The 18,857-nt window shown below is 64.5% G+C and carries 21 protein-coding genes; 11 read left to right on the forward strand and 10 right to left on the reverse strand.

Annotated features, from left to right (window positions below; genetic code table 11):
* Window positions 1-120: 120 nt before the first annotated feature.
* Both fliP and ABID58_RS15225 read right to left on the reverse strand, forming a co-directional pair.
* A complete protein-coding gene (gene fliP / locus ABID58_RS15220) occupies window positions 121-876 on the reverse strand; it encodes a flagellar type III secretion system pore protein FliP (protein WP_354033231.1) in 756 nt (251 codons plus the stop codon).
* A complete protein-coding gene (locus tag ABID58_RS15225) occupies window positions 873-1,847 on the reverse strand; it encodes a flagellar biosynthetic protein FliO (protein WP_354033232.1) in 975 nt (324 codons plus the stop codon). The genes fliP and ABID58_RS15225 overlap by 4 nt, the downstream gene beginning before the upstream one ends.
* A 351-nt stretch (window positions 1,848-2,198) precedes the next feature.
* Between ABID58_RS15225 and flgB the strand changes: the two genes are divergently transcribed.
* The 10 genes from flgB (at window position 2,199) to ABID58_RS15275 (ending at window position 11,350) form a co-directional block, all read left to right on the forward strand.
* Complete coding sequence (flgB, locus tag ABID58_RS15230) at window positions 2,199-2,603, forward strand: flagellar basal body rod protein FlgB (RefSeq protein WP_148751404.1); 405 nt, start codon at window positions 2,199-2,201, stop codon at window positions 2,601-2,603.
* An 18-nt stretch (window positions 2,604-2,621) separates the two neighbouring features.
* Window positions 2,622-3,047: a flagellar basal body rod protein FlgC gene (gene flgC, locus ABID58_RS15235; RefSeq protein ID WP_148751405.1), complete on the forward strand. Its 426-nt coding sequence runs from the start codon at window positions 2,622-2,624 to the stop codon at window positions 3,045-3,047.
* Window positions 3,048-3,064: 17 nt separating this feature from the next.
* Complete coding sequence (gene fliE, locus ABID58_RS15240; protein WP_148751406.1) at window positions 3,065-3,373, forward strand: flagellar hook-basal body complex protein FliE; 309 nt, start codon at window positions 3,065-3,067, stop codon at window positions 3,371-3,373.
* Between the two features lie 156 nt (window positions 3,374-3,529).
* Window positions 3,530-3,793, forward strand: a complete 264-nt coding sequence (fliQ, locus tag ABID58_RS15245) for a flagellar biosynthesis protein FliQ (RefSeq protein WP_027534765.1) — start codon at window positions 3,530-3,532, stop codon at window positions 3,791-3,793.
* A 17-nt stretch (window positions 3,794-3,810) separates the two neighbouring features.
* Entirely contained in the window at window positions 3,811-4,581 is a 771-nt protein-coding gene (gene fliR, locus ABID58_RS15250) for a flagellar biosynthetic protein FliR (protein ID WP_354033233.1), read from the forward strand.
* 17 nt (window positions 4,582-4,598) lie between these two features.
* Window positions 4,599-5,678, forward strand: a complete 1,080-nt coding sequence (flhB, locus tag ABID58_RS15255; protein ID WP_354033234.1) for a flagellar biosynthesis protein FlhB — start codon at window positions 4,599-4,601, stop codon at window positions 5,676-5,678.
* A 153-nt stretch (window positions 5,679-5,831) separates the two neighbouring features.
* Window positions 5,832-8,405: a cell cycle histidine kinase CckA gene (gene cckA / locus ABID58_RS15260; RefSeq protein ID WP_354033235.1), complete on the forward strand. Its 2,574-nt coding sequence runs from the start codon at window positions 5,832-5,834 to the stop codon at window positions 8,403-8,405.
* A 203-nt stretch (window positions 8,406-8,608) separates the two neighbouring features.
* Window positions 8,609-9,613: a Tim44 domain-containing protein gene (locus ABID58_RS15265; protein ID WP_354033236.1), complete on the forward strand. Its 1,005-nt coding sequence runs from the start codon at window positions 8,609-8,611 to the stop codon at window positions 9,611-9,613.
* Window positions 9,614-9,759: 146 nt separating this feature from the next.
* Window positions 9,760-10,440 carry a lectin gene (locus tag ABID58_RS15270; RefSeq protein WP_354033237.1) on the forward strand — a complete coding sequence of 227 codons (681 nt, stop codon included), beginning with the start codon at window positions 9,760-9,762 and terminating at the stop codon, window positions 10,438-10,440.
* Between the two features lie 202 nt (window positions 10,441-10,642).
* Complete coding sequence (locus ABID58_RS15275) at window positions 10,643-11,350, forward strand: glutathione S-transferase (protein WP_354033238.1); 708 nt, start codon at window positions 10,643-10,645, stop codon at window positions 11,348-11,350.
* Between the two features lies 1 nt (window position 11,351).
* Here ABID58_RS15275 and ABID58_RS15280 read toward each other — a convergent pair whose 3' ends face one another.
* From ABID58_RS15280 to ABID58_RS15290, 3 genes are all read right to left on the reverse strand, one after another.
* Window positions 11,352-12,026 (reverse strand): methyltransferase family protein, encoded by a 675-nt coding sequence (locus ABID58_RS15280; RefSeq protein WP_148751413.1) that lies wholly within the window; start codon window positions 12,024-12,026, stop codon window positions 11,352-11,354.
* 210 nt (window positions 12,027-12,236) lie between these two features.
* Window positions 12,237-12,410, reverse strand: coding sequence for a hypothetical protein (locus ABID58_RS15285; protein WP_354033239.1), 174 nt, complete (start codon window positions 12,408-12,410; stop codon window positions 12,237-12,239).
* A gap of 256 nt (window positions 12,411-12,666) precedes the next feature.
* Entirely contained in the window at window positions 12,667-13,146 is a 480-nt protein-coding gene (locus ABID58_RS15290; protein WP_148751414.1) for a hypothetical protein, read from the reverse strand.
* A 248-nt stretch (window positions 13,147-13,394) separates the two neighbouring features.
* Here ABID58_RS15290 and ABID58_RS15295 point away from each other — a divergent pair, with 248 nt between their 5' ends.
* On the forward strand, window positions 13,395-15,050 hold the full coding sequence (locus ABID58_RS15295) for a fumarate hydratase (protein ID WP_148751415.1): 1,656 nt from the start codon (window positions 13,395-13,397) through the stop codon (window positions 15,048-15,050).
* 132 nt (window positions 15,051-15,182) lie between these two features.
* Here ABID58_RS15295 and ABID58_RS15300 read toward each other — a convergent pair whose 3' ends face one another.
* The 5 genes from ABID58_RS15300 to ABID58_RS15320 form a co-directional block, all read right to left on the reverse strand.
* On the reverse strand, window positions 15,183-15,479 hold the full coding sequence (locus tag ABID58_RS15300) for a hypothetical protein (protein WP_354033240.1): 297 nt from the start codon (window positions 15,477-15,479) through the stop codon (window positions 15,183-15,185).
* 119 nt (window positions 15,480-15,598) lie between these two features.
* Window positions 15,599-16,153 (reverse strand): inner membrane-spanning protein YciB, encoded by a 555-nt coding sequence (locus ABID58_RS15305; protein ID WP_148751417.1) that lies wholly within the window; start codon window positions 16,151-16,153, stop codon window positions 15,599-15,601.
* Between the two features lie 13 nt (window positions 16,154-16,166).
* Window positions 16,167-16,742, reverse strand: coding sequence for a hypothetical protein (locus ABID58_RS15310; protein WP_354033241.1), 576 nt, complete (start codon window positions 16,740-16,742; stop codon window positions 16,167-16,169).
* A gap of 75 nt (window positions 16,743-16,817) precedes the next feature.
* Entirely contained in the window at window positions 16,818-17,300 is a 483-nt protein-coding gene (locus tag ABID58_RS15315; RefSeq protein ID WP_354033242.1) for an MAPEG family protein, read from the reverse strand.
* 75 nt (window positions 17,301-17,375) lie between these two features.
* The gene (locus tag ABID58_RS15320) at window positions 17,376-18,776 is read right to left on the reverse strand and encodes a carotenoid oxygenase family protein (protein WP_354033243.1); all 1,401 of its coding nucleotides are present in this window, start codon (window positions 18,774-18,776) and stop codon (window positions 17,376-17,378) included.
* Window positions 18,777-18,857 lie beyond the last annotated feature (81 nt).

Consider the following 18,857-nt stretch of genomic DNA (forward strand, 5'->3'; position numbering starts at 1 on the left):
AATCCAGAATCTTTCCGCGGTGGGATTCTGGATTGCTTCGTCGCAAGGGCTCCTCGCAATGACGGGGAGAGGGCGGAGGCTATCTATCGTCGGGGCAGAGGGGATGCGCCGCTGGCGTCATCACCCCCCGTAACTCTGCACCAGGCTTCCCGCCACCAGCGACCAGCCGTCGACCAGCACGAAGAAGATCAGCTTGAACGGCAGCGAGATCGTCGCGGGCGGCAGCATCATCATGCCCATCGACATCAGCACCGAGGCGACGACGAGGTCGATGATCAGGAAAGGGAGGAACAGGAGGAAGCCGATCTCGAAGGCACGCTTCAGCTCGGAGATCATGAAGGCGGGGACGAGGATGCGCAGGGCGAGCTCGTCGGGCGTCGCCGGCGGTGGCTCGCCGGAGAGATCGAGAAACAGCTTCAGGTCCTTCTCGCGCACGTTCTTCTGCATGAAGCCGCGCAACGGGACGGAGGCGCGCTGGAGCGCGTCCTCGACGCCGATCTGGTTGGCGACGAGCGGACGGATGCCGTCGTCGTAGGATTTTTGCAGCACCGGCCCCATCACGAAGAAGGTGAGGAACATCGCCAGCGCCAGGATCACCGAGTTGGGCGGCGCGGTCGCCGTGCCCATCGCGGTGCGCAGCAGCGACAGCACGACCACGATGCGCGTGAACGACGTCATCATGATCAGGATCGACGGCGCGATCGACAGCACCGTGAGCAGCGCGATCAGCTGGATCGCGCGCTCGGTGACGCCACCGCCGCCCTGGCCACCGAGATTGATGCTGATGTCCTGCGCATGCGCAGGGGTGGCGAGCAAGGCCGCGGCGATCAGAACAGAGGGGACAAGAACTCTACGCGGAAAGGACGGCAGCCTCACGAAGACGGCTTCGGACGGCCGAGCAGCGAGGCCATCTCGTCTTCGAGATTTTCAAAGCTGGTCTTTTCCGGAGCCGGCCTGGCCGGCGGCGCCGGAGGGGCCGGCGGATCGACCCGTGCGGCGCGCGGCGGCGCGGCGGGCGGATCCGGCGCAACCGGTGGGGCGATGGTCTCGCCGGCCGGACGACGGAGCGCCGCCTCGAGGCGCTGGGCCATCTCGGCGAGATTTTGCTCGGCACTCGACGGCGCGGCAACTGCGGCCGGCGGCGGAACGGGCGGTGCCTGCGGCACGGGCGGAGGAGGCGGCGGCGCGGCCGCGCGCTCGGCACGCACCGGCGGCACCTTCACCGGCTCGTTCTGGCGCGGCGGGCGCGGCATCAGCGGCGGTTCGCTGCGCGCAACGCGCGGCGGCATCGGCTCGGGGCGGGGCTCACGCTCGAGACGCGGCGGCATCGGTTCGGGCGAAAAGCCGCCGAGCGCCGGTTCGCCACGGCGTTCGGCCAGAGCGGGCGCCGGCCGGCGGACTTCGTCGGCAAAGGACGGACGTGCGGGCCGCGGCGGCGGCTCGGGCATTTGCGGCTCGGGATGGTCGAGCACCTCGGGTCGCGGCGCTTCGTCGGCCCAGCTGCCGGCATCGGGCATCGGGGCGAGGCGCGGCGGCTCGGCCGCGCTGGGACGCTGCGGAATCTGGTCGCGGCCGGCTGCGGCGCGCACGATATTCGGTTCGACGACGATGTCGGTCGGGCCGCCGATCATCAGGAGATGTTCGACATTGTCACGGCGCACCAGCACCAGGCGCCGGCGGCCATCGACCGCAGCCGCGTCGATCACCGCAAGCCGGGGCATCCTGCCGCGCTGGGTGTTGGCGCCGAGCCGGGTGGTCGCGAATCGGCGGACCAGCCACGCCGCGACGCCGATCAACGCCAGAACGACGATGAACGCGACGATGAAGGTGATAGGGCTACCGTTCATACCTGTCCCCGGTAAATGGCGCTTCTCTCGTGCCTATGGTCGGATGCGCCGACCACCGGCGTGCGATGCCCCAAAACTGTGATCTCTTAACGTCCCACGGCAAGCCTTGCCGTCCCCAAGTCTTAATAACCTATGAATCGCCCGATCCAAAACGACTTCTTGGCCTGCGCAGGGCCGCCAGGCAGTTGGGTTAATGCGGCTTTTGGAATGGGTAGAATCACGGGGGACCGTTGCATGTCTCAATCAGAAACATGCATCCGCCACGCCTTAACCACCTGTTAACCATACACGCGGCAAATTCTGCCTAGCTTCGGACCTCAGGGTCTGCAAGAGGCGCAAGGAGCCGCAACGATGTCCATCAACGATCTTCCGGTGCTGTCGGCGCTTCGCACCAAGATGCAGTGGCACCAGGAACGCCAGCGCGTCCTGTCCGAGAACGTCTCCAATTCCGATACCCCCAATTTCCGGCCGCGCGAGCTGGTCGAGCCGAAATTCGACAAGACCGGCGCCCCGGCGGGCTCGATCGGGCCGCTCGCCATGGCCGTCACCAGCGCCTCGCACATGACGTCATCGGGCTCGGCCTCGAGCTTCGACCAGAACAAGAATGCGGGCTTCGAGACCCGTCCTGCGGGCAATGCCGTCAATCTCGAAGAGGAGATGATGAAGTCCGCCAACAACCAGATGGATTATGCGGCGGTCACCTCGCTCTATTCGAAGAGCCTGCATCTTCTGAAGACCGCGATCGGCAAGGGCTAGAGCTAGGAGAGGCGCAACATGGCGAATGACAGCAGCGACTTTGCCCGCTCGATGGCGATCGCGACCTCCGGGTTGCGGGCGCAGGCCGGGCGAATGCGGGTGATCTCGGAAAACATCGCGAATGCGGACTCGACCGCGCCGACCGCAGGCGGCGATCCCTATCGGCGCAAGGTGCCGACATTCTCCGCGGCGCTCGACCGCACGCTCGACGCGCAGGTCGTCACGCTCGGCAAGATCAAGCCCGACCAGTCCAACTTCCGCGTCAAATACGAGCCGAGCAATCCGGCGGCGGATGCCACCGGCAACGTCAAATATCCCAACGTGAATTCGGTGGTCGAGATGACCGACATGCGCGATGCGCAGCGGTCCTACGAGGCCAATGTCAACATCATCAGTGCAACGCGCCGGATGATCCAGCGCACGCTCGACATCCTCAAGAGCTGAACAGGAAACCCCAGGCCATGGCAACACCGACAATCGCGGCCAATGCTTATGCCAACCTTGCCCGCGTGCTGGAGAACAGCGGCGCCGGCAAGGGCAGCGAGGCGAGCGGGCAGTCCTTTGCCTCGCTGCTGAAAGACGCGGTTGGCAGCGTCATGGAATCCGGCCGCAAATCGGACGCGCAGACCGTGGCGATGGCCTCCGGCAAGGCCAATGTGATGGACGTGGTGACGGCGGTCGCCGACACCGATGTTGCGGTGTCCACGCTGGTCTCGGTCCGCGACCGCGTGATCGCGGCGTATGAAGACATCATGAAGATGCCGATCTGATTTCGGCCTCCGCGGTCATTGCGAGCGAAGCGAAGCAATCCAGAATCTTTCCGCAGGCACCAGTCTGGATTGCTTCGCTGCGCTCGCAATGACGGGGAGGGGTGTGTGGTTCTCGTCGGTGCGGCGGGGATGAAGCTTGAATAAGGGAATTCTGAAATGACCGGACCCGAGACCCTCGACGTCGCCCGCGATGCGATCTGGACCATCGTCATCGTGTCCTCGCCGCTGATGGTGGTCGGGCTCGTGGTCGGCGTGATCGTGTCGCTGTTCCAGGCGCTGACGCAGATTCAGGAGCAGACGCTGGTCTACGTGCCGAAGATTCTGGCCATCTTTGCCACGATGCTGCTGGCGCTACCGTTCATGGCCGACGCGCTTCATTCCCACATGCTGCGGATCTCGTCGCGAATCATCGGCGGCTGAGGCACTATGCGCCCACCATGCGCATCGACGTCTCGTTGCTGCCGGCGCTTGCCGCGGCCTTCATGCTCGCCTTCGCCCGGGTCGGCGCGATGGTGATGCTGCTGCCGGGGCTCGGCGAGACCAACATCCCGACGCGGGTGAAGCTGTCGATCGCGCTTCTGCTGACGCTGATCATCCTGCCGCTGCATCGCAATGCCTATCAGGTCGACATGGGCTCGCTCGCGCCGATGCTGGTGCTGATGCTGCATGAGATCGTGATCGGCATCGTGCTCGGCGCAACCGCGCGCGTGACGCTGTCGGCGCTGCAGGTCGCAGGCGCCGTGATCGCGCAGCAGATGGGACTTGGCTTCGTCACCTCGGTCGATCCGACGCAAGGGCAGCAGGGCGTTCTGGTCGGCAATTTCCTCACCATGCTGGGTGTCACGCTGCTGTTCGCCACCGACAGCCATCACCTGGTGATCGCGGCGCTGAACGACAGCTACGCGATCTTCGCGCCGGGCGAGACCGTATCGAGCGGCGACGTCGCTTCGCTCGCCACGCGGGCCTTCTCCGCCGCGTTCCTGCTCGGCCTGCAGCTTTCCGGCCCGTTCCTGGTGTTCGGCCTCGTCTTCAATATCGGGCTCGGCGTGCTGGCGCGGCTGATGCCGCAGATGCAGGTCTATTTCGTCGGCGTGCCGCTATCGATCTTCGCGGGCTTCATGGTGCTGGCCGTAGTGCTCACGGCGATGATGGGCACCTATCTCGACTACTTCATCGGTGTCATGCACCAGATGATGCCGCTCAAGTAACTGGTAACGGGTGATCGATGGCGGAAGACAACGATCCAGAGAGCCAAACAGAAGACCCGACCCAAAAACGTCTCGAAGAGGCGCTCGAACGCGGCGACGTCGCCAAGAGCCAGGAGATCAACACCTGGTTCATGATCGCGGGCGGCACGCTCGTGGTCTCGACCTTCTCCGGCTCGGTCGGCAGCGGGCTGCTGACGCCGATGCGCAATCTGCTCGCCAATTCCTGGATGATCAAAACCGACCCCGGGAACCTGCTCGTGCTGATGCAGCAGGTCGAAGTCGCGGTGTTCGCGGCGGTCGGCGTGCCCCTGCTGATGCTGGTGCTGGCTGCGATTGCCGGCAATATGCTCCAGCACCGGCTGGTGTGGTCGGCCGAATCTCTCACGCCGAAATTCAGCAAGCTCTCACCCGCTGCCGGCTTCAAGCGCATCTTCGGCAAGCAGGCGGGAGCCAATTTTCTCAAGGGCATCGGCAAGCTCGTCGTGCTCGGGGTGGTCATGACCACGATCCTGTGGCCGGAACGGCACCGCATGGAGGCGATGGTCAAGCTCGATCCGATGGCCATGCTGGGCGCCACCACCGGCCTGACCGTCCAGCTGCTCGGCGCAGTGGTCGCCGCGCTCGCGATCATCGCCATTGGCGACTATTTCTTCCAGTATCGCAGCTGGTTCCAGCGGCAGAAGATGTCGCTCCAGGAGATCAAGGAGGAGTTCAAGCAGTCCGAAGGCGACCCGCATATCAAGGGCAAGCTCAGGCAATTGCGCCAGCAGCGCTCCAAGAAGCGCATGATGGCGGCGGTTCCCAAGGCCTCCGTGATCATCACCAACCCGACCCACTATTCGGTGGCGCTGTCCTACGAGCGCGGCATGTCGGCGCCGATCTGCGTCGCCAAGGGCGTCGACAACCTCGCCTTCAAGATCCGGGAGATCGCGCGCGAGCACGACATCCCGATCGTCGAGAACGTGCCGCTGGCCCGCGCGCTGTACGCCACCGCCGAAATCGACAAGGAAATTCCTGTCGAGCACTACCATGCAGTCGCCGAAGTCATCGGCTACGTCATCCGGCTGAAGCGCGGTTTCAGCGCCGCGCGGCAATAAAACCCCGAAAAGTACCGGAAATGGCTGTAAACTGGGAATCAGCGTACGTTTCGCCGCTGCCGCCCTTGCGTCCGCGGGTCCGATTCAGGCAGGGAGGACCCCACGTGCCCCGTGGCGCGTTGATTCTCTGTCGACAGGCCATGCCAGCGTGAAATGACTGCCGAGACCGACCACGACCTGTCACGCGAGCCCGTTGCGGCGCATGAGCCGTCGCCGCGCTCGGGCAGCATTGCGCTGGTGCTCCTGGTGGCCACCGGCCTCGTCGCGGTCGCCATCGGGCTGATGACGCTCGGGCGCGCGCAGGCGCAGCCCTATATCCTCGGGATCCTCGCCGTGCTGGCGATGATCGGCCTGTTCAATCTGTTCGCCTTCGCCGCCGGCATCATCCGCTTCGTCGACCGCAATCTCGACGATCCCGTGATGGGGCGTATCGCCGATCACGCCTTCGACGGCCTCGCGGTGACCGATCCGCGTGGCCATGTGGTCTATTCCAACGCGGCCTATCTGACGCTGACCGGCGCCTCCGGTCCGCAGGATGTGCGCCCCGTGGAGCGCGTCTTCATCGGCAACCCGGACGTTTCGGAAGCCGTGTTCCGCCTGCTCAAGGCCGCGCGCGAAGGCAAGCGCCAGCAGGAAGAGGTGCGCATCTCCGGCCACGACGGTAGCCAGGGCCGCTGGCTGCGCATGCGGGTGCGCCCGCTCGGCACGGGCAAGCGCGAAGCCAAATATGCGGTGTGGTCGATCGCCGACATCACCCGCGACCGCGAGCGCCAGGAGGACGTGTTCCAGGAGCTCCAGCACGCGATCGAATATCTCGATCACGCGCCGTGCGGCTTCTTCTCGGTCAATCCCGCCAGCGAGCTCGCTTACGTCAATGCGACGCTGGCGAACTGGCTCGACTATGATCTCGCCGAGATCGGCTCCGGCGGGCTGAAGCTCGCCGACATCGTCTCCGGCGACGGCGCTTCGCTGCTGAGCTCGATCGTGGCGGTGCCGGGCGAGGTGAAGACCGAAGTCTTCGACATCGATCTGCGGATGCGCACCGGCAAGACCATGCCGGTGCGGCTCTACCACAAGCTCGCGTTCGGCGCCGACGGCGCGCCGGGGCCCTCGCGCACGCTCGTCATCAGCCGTGCCCGCGACGAGCGCAGCGATCCGGACCGCGCCGCCGAAGTGCGCTTCATGCGCTTCTTCGATCACACGCCGATGGCGATCGCCACCGTGGACCGCGGCGGCAACGTGGTGCGGGCCAATGCGCGCTACGCCAAGCTCGCGCAGGCCCTCGGGCTCGACAGCGCCAGCAAGTCGATCTTCCGCGCGATCAATGCGCGCGATCGCCACCTTTTGATTGCAGCCATCAACCAGGCCGCCGAAAACCAGGCCGACATCGCGCCGGTCGAGGTGGCGCTGGAAGGGACCAAGGAGCGCTGGGGCCAGTTCTTCGTCACGCCGGTCGATGCGGCCGAGAACGACGCCGAAGCCGCGATCGTGCACATGCTCGAGACCACCGAGCGGCGCGCGCTGGAGAACCAGATCAACCAGTCGCAGAAGATGGAGACGGTCGGCCAGCTCGCCGGTGGCATCGCGCACGACTTCAACAACGTGCTCTCCGCCATCATGATGGCGAACGACTTCCTGCTGAACGCGCACAAGCCGACCGATCCGTCGTTCCAGGACATCATGCAGATCAAGCAGAACGCCACGCGTGCTGCGACGCTGGTGCGGCAGCTGCTCGCGTTCTCGCGGCGGCAGACGCTACGGCCGCAGGTGCTCGATCTCGGCGATGCGTTGTCCGATCTCACCATGCTGCTGCGCCGGCTGATCGGCGAGAAGGTCAAGCTCGACCTGATCCACGGCCGCGATCTCTGGCCGGTCAAGGTCGATGTCTCCCAGTTCGAGCAGGTTATCGTCAATCTCGCGGTGAACGCGCGCGACGCCATGCCCGACGGCGGCAAGCTGATCATCCGCACCGCCAATGTCGCGACCGACGAGGCGGGCAAGCTCGCCTACAAGGGCATGCCGGCGGCGGACTACGTACGGATCGAGGTCGCCGACACCGGCACCGGCATCCCCGCCGACATCCGCGACAAGATTTTTGAGCCGTTCTTCTCGACCAAGGAAGTCGGCAAGGGCACCGGCCTCGGGCTGTCCACCGTCTACGGTATCGTCAAGCAGACCGGCGGCTTCATCTACGTCGATTCCCAGCCGGGGCAGGGCACCTCGTTCCACATCTTCCTGCCGCGCCATCACGCCGAGCCCGAGGTGCAGGTCGAACAGCCGGCCGCGACGAATGGCGGTGCGAAGGACGCCGCGCCTGCGGCCGCGGAGACGAAGCCCCGTACCGATCTCACCGGGCAGGGCACCATCCTGCTGGTCGAGGACGAAGAGGGCCTGCGCGCATTGAACGCCCGCGGCCTGCGCTCGCGCGGCTACACCGTGATCGAGGCCGAGAACGGCGTCGAGGCGATGGAGATGCTGGAGGAGCAGAGCGGCGGCATCGATCTCGTCGTCTCCGACGTCGTGATGCCGGAGATGGACGGGCCGACGCTGCTCAAGGCGATGCGCGAGAAGAACCCCGATATCCGCTTCATCTTCGTCTCCGGCTACGCCGAGGATGCCTTCGAGAAGAGTCTGCCCGAGGGGCAGCAGTTCGACTTCCTGCCAAAACCGTTCACGCTCAGCCAGCTCGTGGCGGCGGTGAAGGAGACGATGACGAAGCAGGGGTGAGGGCGACACGCTCGCAATGGAGAGAGCGGAATTCTCGTCGCAATAGCCGCCGGTACCCCGCGACCACAGTTCCTGGCCACATCCGGCCAAACCCCCGGCGAATATGGGCTTTTGCTACATCCCCGCGACTGAGGGCCGCAGTCGGGGGTTCCGAAACCGGCTTCCCTTTTGCTAAAGGGTGCCCATCTTACTGGCACGTCCCCATGCCGGGGATTTGGGAAACGAACATGAATTTCTCGCAATGGTCCCGCACTCTCGTGAAGACGATTGCCGTCGTTCTGGCGCTCGCGCTGCCGACGGCGCTTGCGATCTCCTCCGCTGACGCCCGCGTCGGCGGTGGCCTCTCGTCGGGCTCGCGCGGTTCGCGGACCTTCTCGGCTCCGCCGTCGACCACGACCGCGCCGGGCTCCACCTCACAGTTCAACCGCACCTACAGCCAGCCCGGCGCCGGCATGAACACGGCAGCGCCCGCGCGCGGCGGCCTGTTCGGCCGCGGCGGTGGGTTCCTGGGTGGTCTTGCGGCCGGCTTCCTCGGCGCAGGCCTTCTGGGCATGCTGTTCGGCGGCGGCCTGTTCGGCGGCCTCGGCGGGCTGTCATCGATTCTTGGCCTGATCATCCAGATCGTGCTCGTCGTGTTCGTGGTGCGGCTGGCGATGTCCTGGTGGCAGCGCCGCAACGCGCCGCAGGCGGCCTATGCCGGCGCTGACACCGGCCCGGGACCGCAGAAGAGCTATCGCAGCGGTCTTGGCGGCGGTCTTGGTTCGGGTCTCGGCGGCGGCTTCGGCTTCGGCGCCAACAATGCGCCGCTCGAGATCAAGCCGGACGACTACGAAGCATTTGAGCGTCTGCTCGGCGACGTCCAGGCCGCCTGGTCGAACGAGGACGTTGCAAAACTGCATACGCTGGCGACGCCGGAGATGGTCTCCTATTTCGAGCGGGATCTCGCCGAGAACCGCGCGCGCAACGCCGTGAACAAGGTGACCAACGTCAAGCTGCTGCAGGGCGACCTCGCGGAAGCCTGGCGCGAAGGCGAGACCGAGTACGCGACCGTGGCGTTGCGCTTTGCGCTCACCGACAAGACGGTCGACCGCAACACCGGCGCGCTCGTCGCCGGCAGCGAGCAGCCGGGCGAAGTCACCGAAGTCTGGACCTTTGCTCGCCGCCCCGGCAGCGCCTGGGAATTGTCGGCGATCCAGCAGACCAACTGATCGCGCGCGCAACATGAGAAACCAGGGCGCCGTGCTTCTTGCACGGCGCCTTTTTCTTTGGACGTCTCGCATCGCGGCAGCGGAATAAGCGGGCGCGCGTCGGGTTGACATCAGGCGGCCAAATACAACACAACCGGGAGGACAGGATGATCCGCACCGCAAGATCCGTGACAATGTCAGGCCTTGCGCTCGCTGCAGCCTTGCTTGCGGCGCCATCGGTACAAGCGCAGTCGCCCTACATGACGTTCTTCGTGACCTCCATCGGTCCCGGCAAGGGCGCCGATCTGGGCGGCCTTGATGGCGCAGATGCGCAGTGCCAGAAGCTGGCGCAGGTTGGCGGTGCCGCTGCAAAAACTTGGCGCGCCTATCTCTCGACACAAGCCGCCGACGGCAAGCCGGCTGTCAATGCCAAAGACCGCATCGGCAAGGGACCGTGGCAGAACGCCAAAGGCGTGGTGATTGCCAAGGACGTGGCCGACCTCCACAGCGCGGCCAACAATCTCACCAAGCAGACCGCGCTCAGCGAGAAGGGCGAGGTCATCAACGGCCGCGGCGACACGCCGAACCGGCATGACATCCTCACGGGATCGCAAGCCGACGGCACCGCCTTTGCCGCGGGCGACGACAAGACCTGCAAGAACTGGACGTCGAGCACGCAAGGCGCGGCGATCGTTGGTCATGCCGATCGCCAAGGCCTGCGCGACGACGAGCCCTCAAAGTCCTGGAATAGCTCTCACCTCTCGCGTGGCCCCGATGGAGGCTGCTCGCAGGCCGATCTGAAGAGCACCGGCGGCGATGGCCTGCTGTATTGTTTCGCGGCGAATTGAGGCCTCCGTCATTGTGAGGAGCTCGCGACAAAATTGCGAAGCAATTTTGCGCTGATGCGACGAAGCAATCCAGCGTCCCTCCGCGATGATTGTCTGGATTTGCTTTGCGGGTGTGTGGTGCGAGCGTCTCGTCCCTCTCTGACGGAACCTTCGGCTGCGTGTTACATTGGTTCCGTCGCTTCCACGCTCACGGACCCTTCTCATGAAGTACGAGCTCTACTACTGGCCCGAGATCCAGGGCCGCGGTGAATATGTGCGGCTGGCGCTGGAGGAAGCGGGCGCGGCTTACGACGACGTCGCACGCGGCCCCCGCGGCAGCGGCGCAATGATGAAGATGATGGGGGCCCACAAGGGCACGCCGCCCTTTGCGCCGCCGTTCCTGAAAGCGGGCAAGCTCGTCATCGGGCAGACCGCCAACATCCTGCTCTATCTCGGCGCCCGTCACGCCCTCGCGCCGAAGACCGATGCCGGAAAACTCTGGGTGCACCAGCTTCAATTGACCATCACCGATCTCGTGGTCGAAATCCACGACACCCATCATCCGCTCGGGCCCTCGATGTACTACGAAGACCAGAAACCGCCGGCGAAGAAGCGCACCGCCGAGTTCTGGGACGAGCGCGTGCCGAAGTATCTCGGTTATTTCGCGCAGCTGCTCGACGACAATGGCGGCGCCTATGTCACCGGTCGGCGCCTGACTTACGTCGATCTCTCGCTGTTCCAGATCGTCGATGGCCTGCGCTATGCCTTCCCGAAGCGGATGAAGGCGTTCGAGAAAGACATTCCTGGCCTCGTCGGCCTGCACGACCGTGTCGCGGCGCGGCCGAATATCAAGGCCTATCTTGCAAGCGAACGCCGCATTCCCTTCAACGAGCAGGGCATCTTCCGCCGTTACAAGGAGCTGGATGCGTGAATCACCACAGTCCGGGCAGCAGGCGGTAGCGCACCCGTGCCGCATAGTCGGCATAGCCGGGCAGGCCCGCGATGAGCGTGCGCTCCTCGATGCGGATGCGGACCGCAAGCAGCACCAGGAAGAGCGGCGCAATCGCCATTCCCCACCACGAGCCGAGGATCAGCGGCACGCTGGCGAAGAACAGGATCATGCCGCTGTACATGGGATGGCGGACATGGGCGTAGGGCCCGGTCGAGATCACGCGCTGCGCGCGCTCGGCCTGCAGCTTCACCACGGGTGCTGCGAACGAATTCTCGCGAAATACCCACAGCGTGAACAGTGTCGAGGCGAGGAACAGCATGAAGCCGAGTGCCTGCCATGCGATGGTCATGTGGGACGCAAGATGACGCCGGTCGAGTCCCATCGCGACGAGCCAGCCCAGCATCGCCACGACGAACACGACCATGAATATCTTGTCCGCGGCCGGCTGATCTCTCTGCAAAACAGGCCGCAGTCGTTCGGCCAGAAGCGCCGGGTCGATCCGGTAGAGCCACCAGCCGCAGAGCGGGCCGAGCAGGACGGAGGTGAGGAGAAACACCCACGCGCCAGGCCAATGCAGCGTGCCGGCGGCGGCAAACAGCAGCGCGCCCATTCCGGCGGTGAGAACGGTGTTCTGCAACAGCAGGCGTGCGATCATGTTCGATCTGGCTCCCTCACGCGACCGAGCCATTGATAGCATTGTTTCGGCCAGCATGCGGCCGGCGGCAATCGCATGATACAATAGGAGGCGTGCGATCAAGCGCGGTTCCCCGCCGTCCCCGCACGAATCTGGCCGCGCTATCCCGCAAGCCGGACGCGCGAAAAGCCCGGTCAACCGGACCGGGCGATCCATCGCAGGCAAGCCGGATCAGGCGAGCTGATCGATCCGCGTGCCCTGGCCCGGCTGCAGCGGCGCAGGCGGCGTCGGCTGATAGGTCGGATCGTTGTCCTTGGTCTTGGTCTGGTCGTCCGCCTGCTTGGTCGTGTCGTAGCTCGGGACCACGACCGTCACAGGCGGCGGCGCAACGCTGGAAACGCTCATCCACAAATCCTCACAGATTGAAACAATTGATCCTGCTCCGGAGGGGACGAAAGCTCCGTCAAGCCAATCGTTAAAATGCGAGGGAAAGACGCACTGTTTTCGTGCCTGACATTGTTCTGTGTCAGGGAGAGCTCCGATCTCTCCTCGTCATTGCGAGCGCAGCGAAGCAATCCAGAATCCCTCCGAGGAAAGACTCTGGATTGCTTCGCTGCGCTCGCAATGACGGAGTGTGTGGCGGCAGCTCGACCTACTCGACCTACTCGTCCTTAGGCCGCGTGATCGCGATCGTCGCATCCGTCTTGGTGCGCGTGCATTCCATGTTGAGACGCTTGTAGCGCATCGTCACCTTGTCGCCGCGCAACAGGCCCATGCGCTTGAGGCAGCGCGTCGCACCGGTCGTGGTGTCATCCTTCGTTACCGTGAAGATGATCGCGGCCGTGGAAGCGACCAGATCATAGAACGGCGGCGTCGGCTTGCGGTCGCCCTTGGCGTAGAGCTCGTTGGAATAGGTCTGTCCCTGGGCACGGCAGCCGAGCGACAGTTCCTTCGCCGCCGGATGGGTCAGGTAGATGATGTTGGCGGCCTTGAAGTTGACCTTCAGCCCGTCAACCCCACCGGCGAGCTGCTTGGCGATATCGTCGCACTGGTCCGCGCGCGCAGGCACAGCGAGGGTCACCAGGCCGATGATTGCGGCGGCGAGGACAATCGCGCCGCGGAGGTGCAGTTTGAAAATCATGATGAAAAGCCCCTTGAGGGCGCGCATTCAACCGTCGCCGCGCGCGAAGTGCAAGGGGTGCAACCCGGCTTGATTGGGCACAACCGTGACCACCCGATGATCGAACGAGGGGATCGCAAAATGGCCGCCATGGCACCGAATCGGGATGCCCCGGCCGCGCCAGAACGCCTTCCCTTTGCGGCAAAAAAGCTTAGAACGCTTCTATGCTTAGAGGCCCGCGAGGGCTCCAAAACCCCGAGATTGCCCCCATGAACGCTCCCACCGCCTTCCCCGACGCCTCAAAACCCGTCCCGCCCTACAAGCACACCCCGCTGTTCCCGCTGGGCAAGGACGAGACGCCCTACAAGAAGATCACGTCAGAGGGTGTCCGGGTCGAGAAGGTCTTGGGGAAGGACATGCTGGTGGTGTCGCGCGAGGCGCTGCGGGCGCTGTCGGAGGCGGCTTTCGGCGACATCAACCATTACCTGCGCCCCGGCCATCTGAAGCAGCTCCGCGCGATCCTGGAGGATGGCGAGGCGAGCCCGAACGACAAGTTCGTGGCGCTGGATTTCCTCAAGAACGCCAACATCGCGGCCGGCGGCGTGCTACCGATGTGCCAGGACACCGGCACCGCGATCATCATGGGCAAGAAGGGTTGCAACGTCATCACCGACGGTGACGACGAGGCCGCGCTGTCGGAAGGCGCGCGCGATGCCTACCTGCGCCGTAATCTGCGCTACTCGCAGGTGGCGCCGCTCTCGATGTACGAGGAGAAGAACACCGCCAACAACATGCCGGCGCAGTGCGAGATCTACGCCGAAGGTGATGACGCCTACAAGTTCATGTTCATGGCCAAAGGCGGCGGCTCCGCCAACAAGAGCTTTCTGTTCCAGGCCACGCCTTCGGTGCTGACCAAGGACCGGCTGCTTGCCTTCCTGAAAGAGAAGATCCTCACTCTCGGCACCGCGGCGTGCCCGCCTTATCACCTTGCGATCGTGATCGGCGGCACCTCGGCCGAGCTCTGCATGAAGACGGTGAAGCTGGCGTCGGCCCGCTATCTCGATGCGCTGCCGGCCCACGGCTCGCCTGACGGCAACGCCTTCCGCGACGTCGAGATGGAGAAGGAAATCCACAAGATGACGCAAAGCCTGGGCGTAGGCGCTCAGTTCGGCGGAAAATATTTCTGCCACGACGTCCGCGTGATCCGCATGCCGCGCCATGGCGCCTCGCTGCCGATCGGGCTTGGCGTGTCCTGTTCAGCCGACCGCCAGGTGCTCGGCAAGATTACCAAGGACGGCGTCTATCTCGAGGAGCTCGAGCACAACCCGGCGCAGTATCTGCCGCAGGTGGAGGAGTCGCTCGGCGGCGAGGTCGTCAAGATCGACCTCAACCAGCCGATGAAGGACATTTTGGCGACGTTCTCGAAGAACCCGATCAAGACGCGGGTCTCGATGACCGGCACCATGATCGTCGCGCGCGATAGCGCGCATGCCAAGCTGCGCGAGCGGCTGGAGAAGGGCGAGCCGCTGCCGGATTATTTCAAGAACCATCCGGTTTATTACGCGGGACCTGCCAAGACGCCCGAAGGCTACGCTTCCGGTGCATTCGGTCCGACTACTGCGGGCCGCATGGACTCCTTCGTCGACCAGTTCCAGGCCGCCGGCGGCTCGATGGTGATGGTGGCGAAGGGCAATCGCGCGCCAGCGGTGCGCGAGGCCTGCAAGAAATATGGCGGCTTCTATCTCGGCTCGATCGGCGGCGCCGCGGCAAACCTCGCCGAGCACTGCATCAAGAAGGTCGAGGTGCTCGAATATCCCGAGCTCGGCATGGAAGCGATCTGGCGAATCGAAGTCGTCGACTTCCCGGCGTTCATCATCATCGATGACAAGGGGAATGATTTCTTCAAGGAATTGAATCTGGGCTAGCTCCACTTTCCCCGGATGCTGCGCAGCGCGAAGCGGTGCGCTGCTGATCCGGGGTCCATGTGGCGGCATGGGTCCCGGCTCTGCGGAGCAGCGTTACACGCTGCACCGCGTCCGGGACACGAGAGGATAAGCTTACGCCTTCGCGCCAGTGAACGGAAAACTGCCCATCGGGCCGATGCCCATTTCGCCGCTCATGCTGTTGCCGGAGACCGTTCCGATGAACTCGAGCGTTAACGGCATCGGGTTGGTGATGGAGACCTTCCAGTTGACGGCGTCACCGCTGACGGTGCCGTCAAAAATCTCGGCAGTATTGCCTTCCGCACCTTGCGTGCCCGTGAGCGTGCCGCCCGCTTCCTTCAGGCTCAGCGTCGCCTGGCGTTCGCCCATCGGCGTCGTCATGGTCAGATTCCAGTTTCCGTCCACGGCCATTCGCGTCTCCCAAACAATGTCCCGGCAGGCTGCGATGATCCGCAACCCGTCCTGGGCCGAGCCTATAGCGCAACTTGAAGCCGCTGCCTAACGCCTGCCTAATGCCGCTTGGGCGGCATTCAGGCGCGGGCGGCGGCGCGCCGGCGGCTGGTGACGACGAGCCTGAACACCACGTATTGCACGGCAAAGGCGAGGGCCTTGGCGCCGCCCGCGACCGCAGAGATATAGAACGCCCACAGCTTCAGATCGCCGGTGGATGCGACCGCGATCGTGCCGGCGCCGAGGACGAACATCAGCGCGGCCCAGGCATAGCCCGCAGCGGTGACATATTCCGGCGCGGTCCCGACAACGATCGGCGGCATGTAGCGCAGCATCCAGCCGCGCTTGAGCATGATCGCGCCGATCGCGAAATGCGCGATCGCAGGCTTGGCCAGCATGAAGCGGGGATCGTTGGTCAGCAGCGTGACCGTGCCAAGCACGATGACGAGTGCGACGCTGGCATAGGTCATGTAGCCGAGCTCACGCCCCTTGACGCGCGCATAGATCACCTGCGCGATCGCGCCGGCAATCGCCACCGACGTCGCCAGGATGACGTTGTCGGTGACGAGATAGATCACCAGGAAGACGATGGCCGACAGGAAATCGGAGGCGAGGCGGGCGAATACGTCCTTCATTGTCGGTCCTGTCTCACTGGGCTTCGGGCAACGCGCCGGCGGGCGCACCATACTTGATCTGGCGATATTCGGGATACCACTTGGTGAAATAGATCGCGCTGTTGCGGGCTGCGAAGGCAACCGCGAGACCGAGCCACACCGGCAAGCCCGGGAAGTAGAGCAGCACGATGTTGGCGGCCATCATCAAGAGCGCGGCCGCGGTCCATGCGGCGGTGATGACGTAGTTGGCGGTGAGGAAGCCGGGCATCGCCGCGGTCTCGGCCGGCACGGATTCAACCGCGTATTGCAGTGTGAAGGGCCGGCGCGCCAGCATCGAGCCGAGCGAGATGACAAAGATGCCGATATCGACCGAAAGCCTGACGCCGAGCGTGCTGAGCGAGGGGGCGCGCAGCGCGAGGGTGAGGCCGATGCCTGCGAACAGGATCGCCGAGCCCGCGGCCAAAATCTTCACCGAGCGGCCGCAGGCCACGTCGATCGCGATGGTGGCGAGGCAGATCGCGGAGGCCACGAACACGCTGGTCGTGGCCGACGTCACCATCATCAGGACGGTGTAGACGCCATAGGGAGCAAGGATCAGGAAGATCGTCATGGTCGCCTCGGTCGAACCAATCTTTACGATGTCAAGATTGATAGTTCAGGCCCGACGTCGGGTCAAGCGAAATCTTTACAGTGTCAAAATGACGTGAACAACATGTAAAAACTCAATTGTTGCAATGGCTTGATCCGATATCTCGTCGGCGACGGCCGCCCAGGGCAGGCGCGACAGAATGGTCAGTGCACAAGAGACCAGCAGACCGATGGTCAGGAAGATGCTGCCGCTGCGGCAGATCATGAATTTGGGCGAGCCCGGCGTCGCGGACATGCCGAGCGGATGCAAGAGCCGCGACAGCACGAGCGCCCCCATCAGCAGGTGAATGCGCAAGGGCGATGCGCCGGACATTTCGAGAAACGCCACCATCAGCGCGATGATCGGAACGTATTCCATGAAATTGCCATGGGCGCGGATCGCGCTGCGCAAGCCTTCATTGCCGCCGTCGTTGAACGGGGCAGCGTTGCTCCGCCGCAGCCGGATGACCTGCAGCGCGAGCGCGGCGTAGATCAGCGCGAGGATCGCGAGATAGTTCGCCGTGATGGCGGGGACGTGCATGCGAAGTCTCCTCGATCCGTCATTCCGGGCTCGCGCCACGCAAGTGGCGCAAGCCGGAATGACAGGGGGAGGGAGCTACTGCGCTCCCACCCAATTGCCGTGAAAGCCGTCGGGCACGCGATGGCCGAGTTGCACCAGCGCGGCTGGACCGGCCTCGATGTCGGTGGCGTTGAACACCGCGAGGTCGCTGCGGTTCTCCCGCGCGCGCCAGACCACAGCGAGCAGCCAGCCGTCGCCTTCCGCAGCATCTTTCGACCGCTCGACGAAAACAGGCTCCGAGATGGTGTCGCCGGCCGGCAGCAGATAATGGCCGAGCCGCTTTCCATTGCCGTCGACATGGACGATGCCGGACAGTGCACCGAACATCGGCAGCCGAAGATTGGCGCAGGCGTACCAGCCGTGATGGCTTTTCAAGCCGGCGCGGCGATCGTCGATGCGCGGGAATTCGCCGGTGAGGTCGTCGAGATAGGTCTGCTGGAAGCGGTCTGTATTGCCCGCGAGATCGAAGGTCCAGCGGCAATGGCGCGCGAAGGATTTCTCGGGATTCGTCGGCCGGCCGTCGGGATGCGGAAACAGCGGCGCCTCCTCGAACTGCATGACGTCGGCGACGATGCAGTCACCGTCCTCCCACGCGTTCATGACGTGGAAGACGTAGCAGGCTTCCGCGCGGAACCAGACGATGTCCTTGCTCGCCCCCTTGCGTTTCATCACGCCGACATAGGCGCCTTTCTCCGGCTCCCAGGCGTAAGGCGGCCGGCCCGCCATCGCGCGCTCCACGCTGCCGGTGAGCGGCAGGATCGGAAACAGCAAATGGTTCTCGGTGACGATGAAGTCGTGCACCATGCTGGCATAGGGCGCCTCGAACCGCTCGAAGCGCGTCGCTTTGCCTGATGCATCGATCGATCCGAATGAGAGCGCGGGCGTGAGTGGCCCCGACGCGTTGTAGCCGAAGAACACCAGTTCGCCGGTGACAGGATCGATCTTCGGATGCGCCGTGAACGTACCGGCGACGCGGCCTTGGTAGTTGCAATAGCCGCGCGTCTGAAGCGTGCCCGGCTCGATCTCGGTTGGCAGATGCGCCTCTTCCAGCGCGAGCAGCTTGCCGGCGTGGAAGATGATGTTGGTGTTGGCGACGCCGCCGTCAGTCACATGGGCAGGTGCGTCCGGCAATTTGCGGCCGAAGCCGTTGCCGAAGAACGCGCGGCCGGCATCGTGCTCGGCAAGCCATTTCGGCGTGCGGACCCAGCGGTTGCGGTAACTGGCGCGGCCGTTTTCCAGGTGGAAAGCATGCAGCATGCCGTCACCGACGAACCAGTGCGCGCCGGGCGTGTCGAACTGCGGATTGGGGCCGTTGCGGTAGAGCGTGCCGTTCAGCTCGCGCGGCAATTTGCCGACGATCCTGAGGAAAGGCGCGTCCGCCTCGAACGGAATCGGCGCGATATTGTTACGGCGCTCAGGTGTGGCGTCCTGCTGCACGGCGTATCCCTCCCTATCTTTACATCGTAAAGATGGAATAGGACCAAGCGCGGCGTCCGTCAAGCGAAATCTTTACACTGT

The sequence above is a fragment of the Bradyrhizobium sp. S3.2.6 genome (assembly GCF_040546885.1).
In the GTDB taxonomy this organism is placed as follows: domain Bacteria; phylum Pseudomonadota; class Alphaproteobacteria; order Rhizobiales; family Xanthobacteraceae; genus Bradyrhizobium; species Bradyrhizobium cytisi.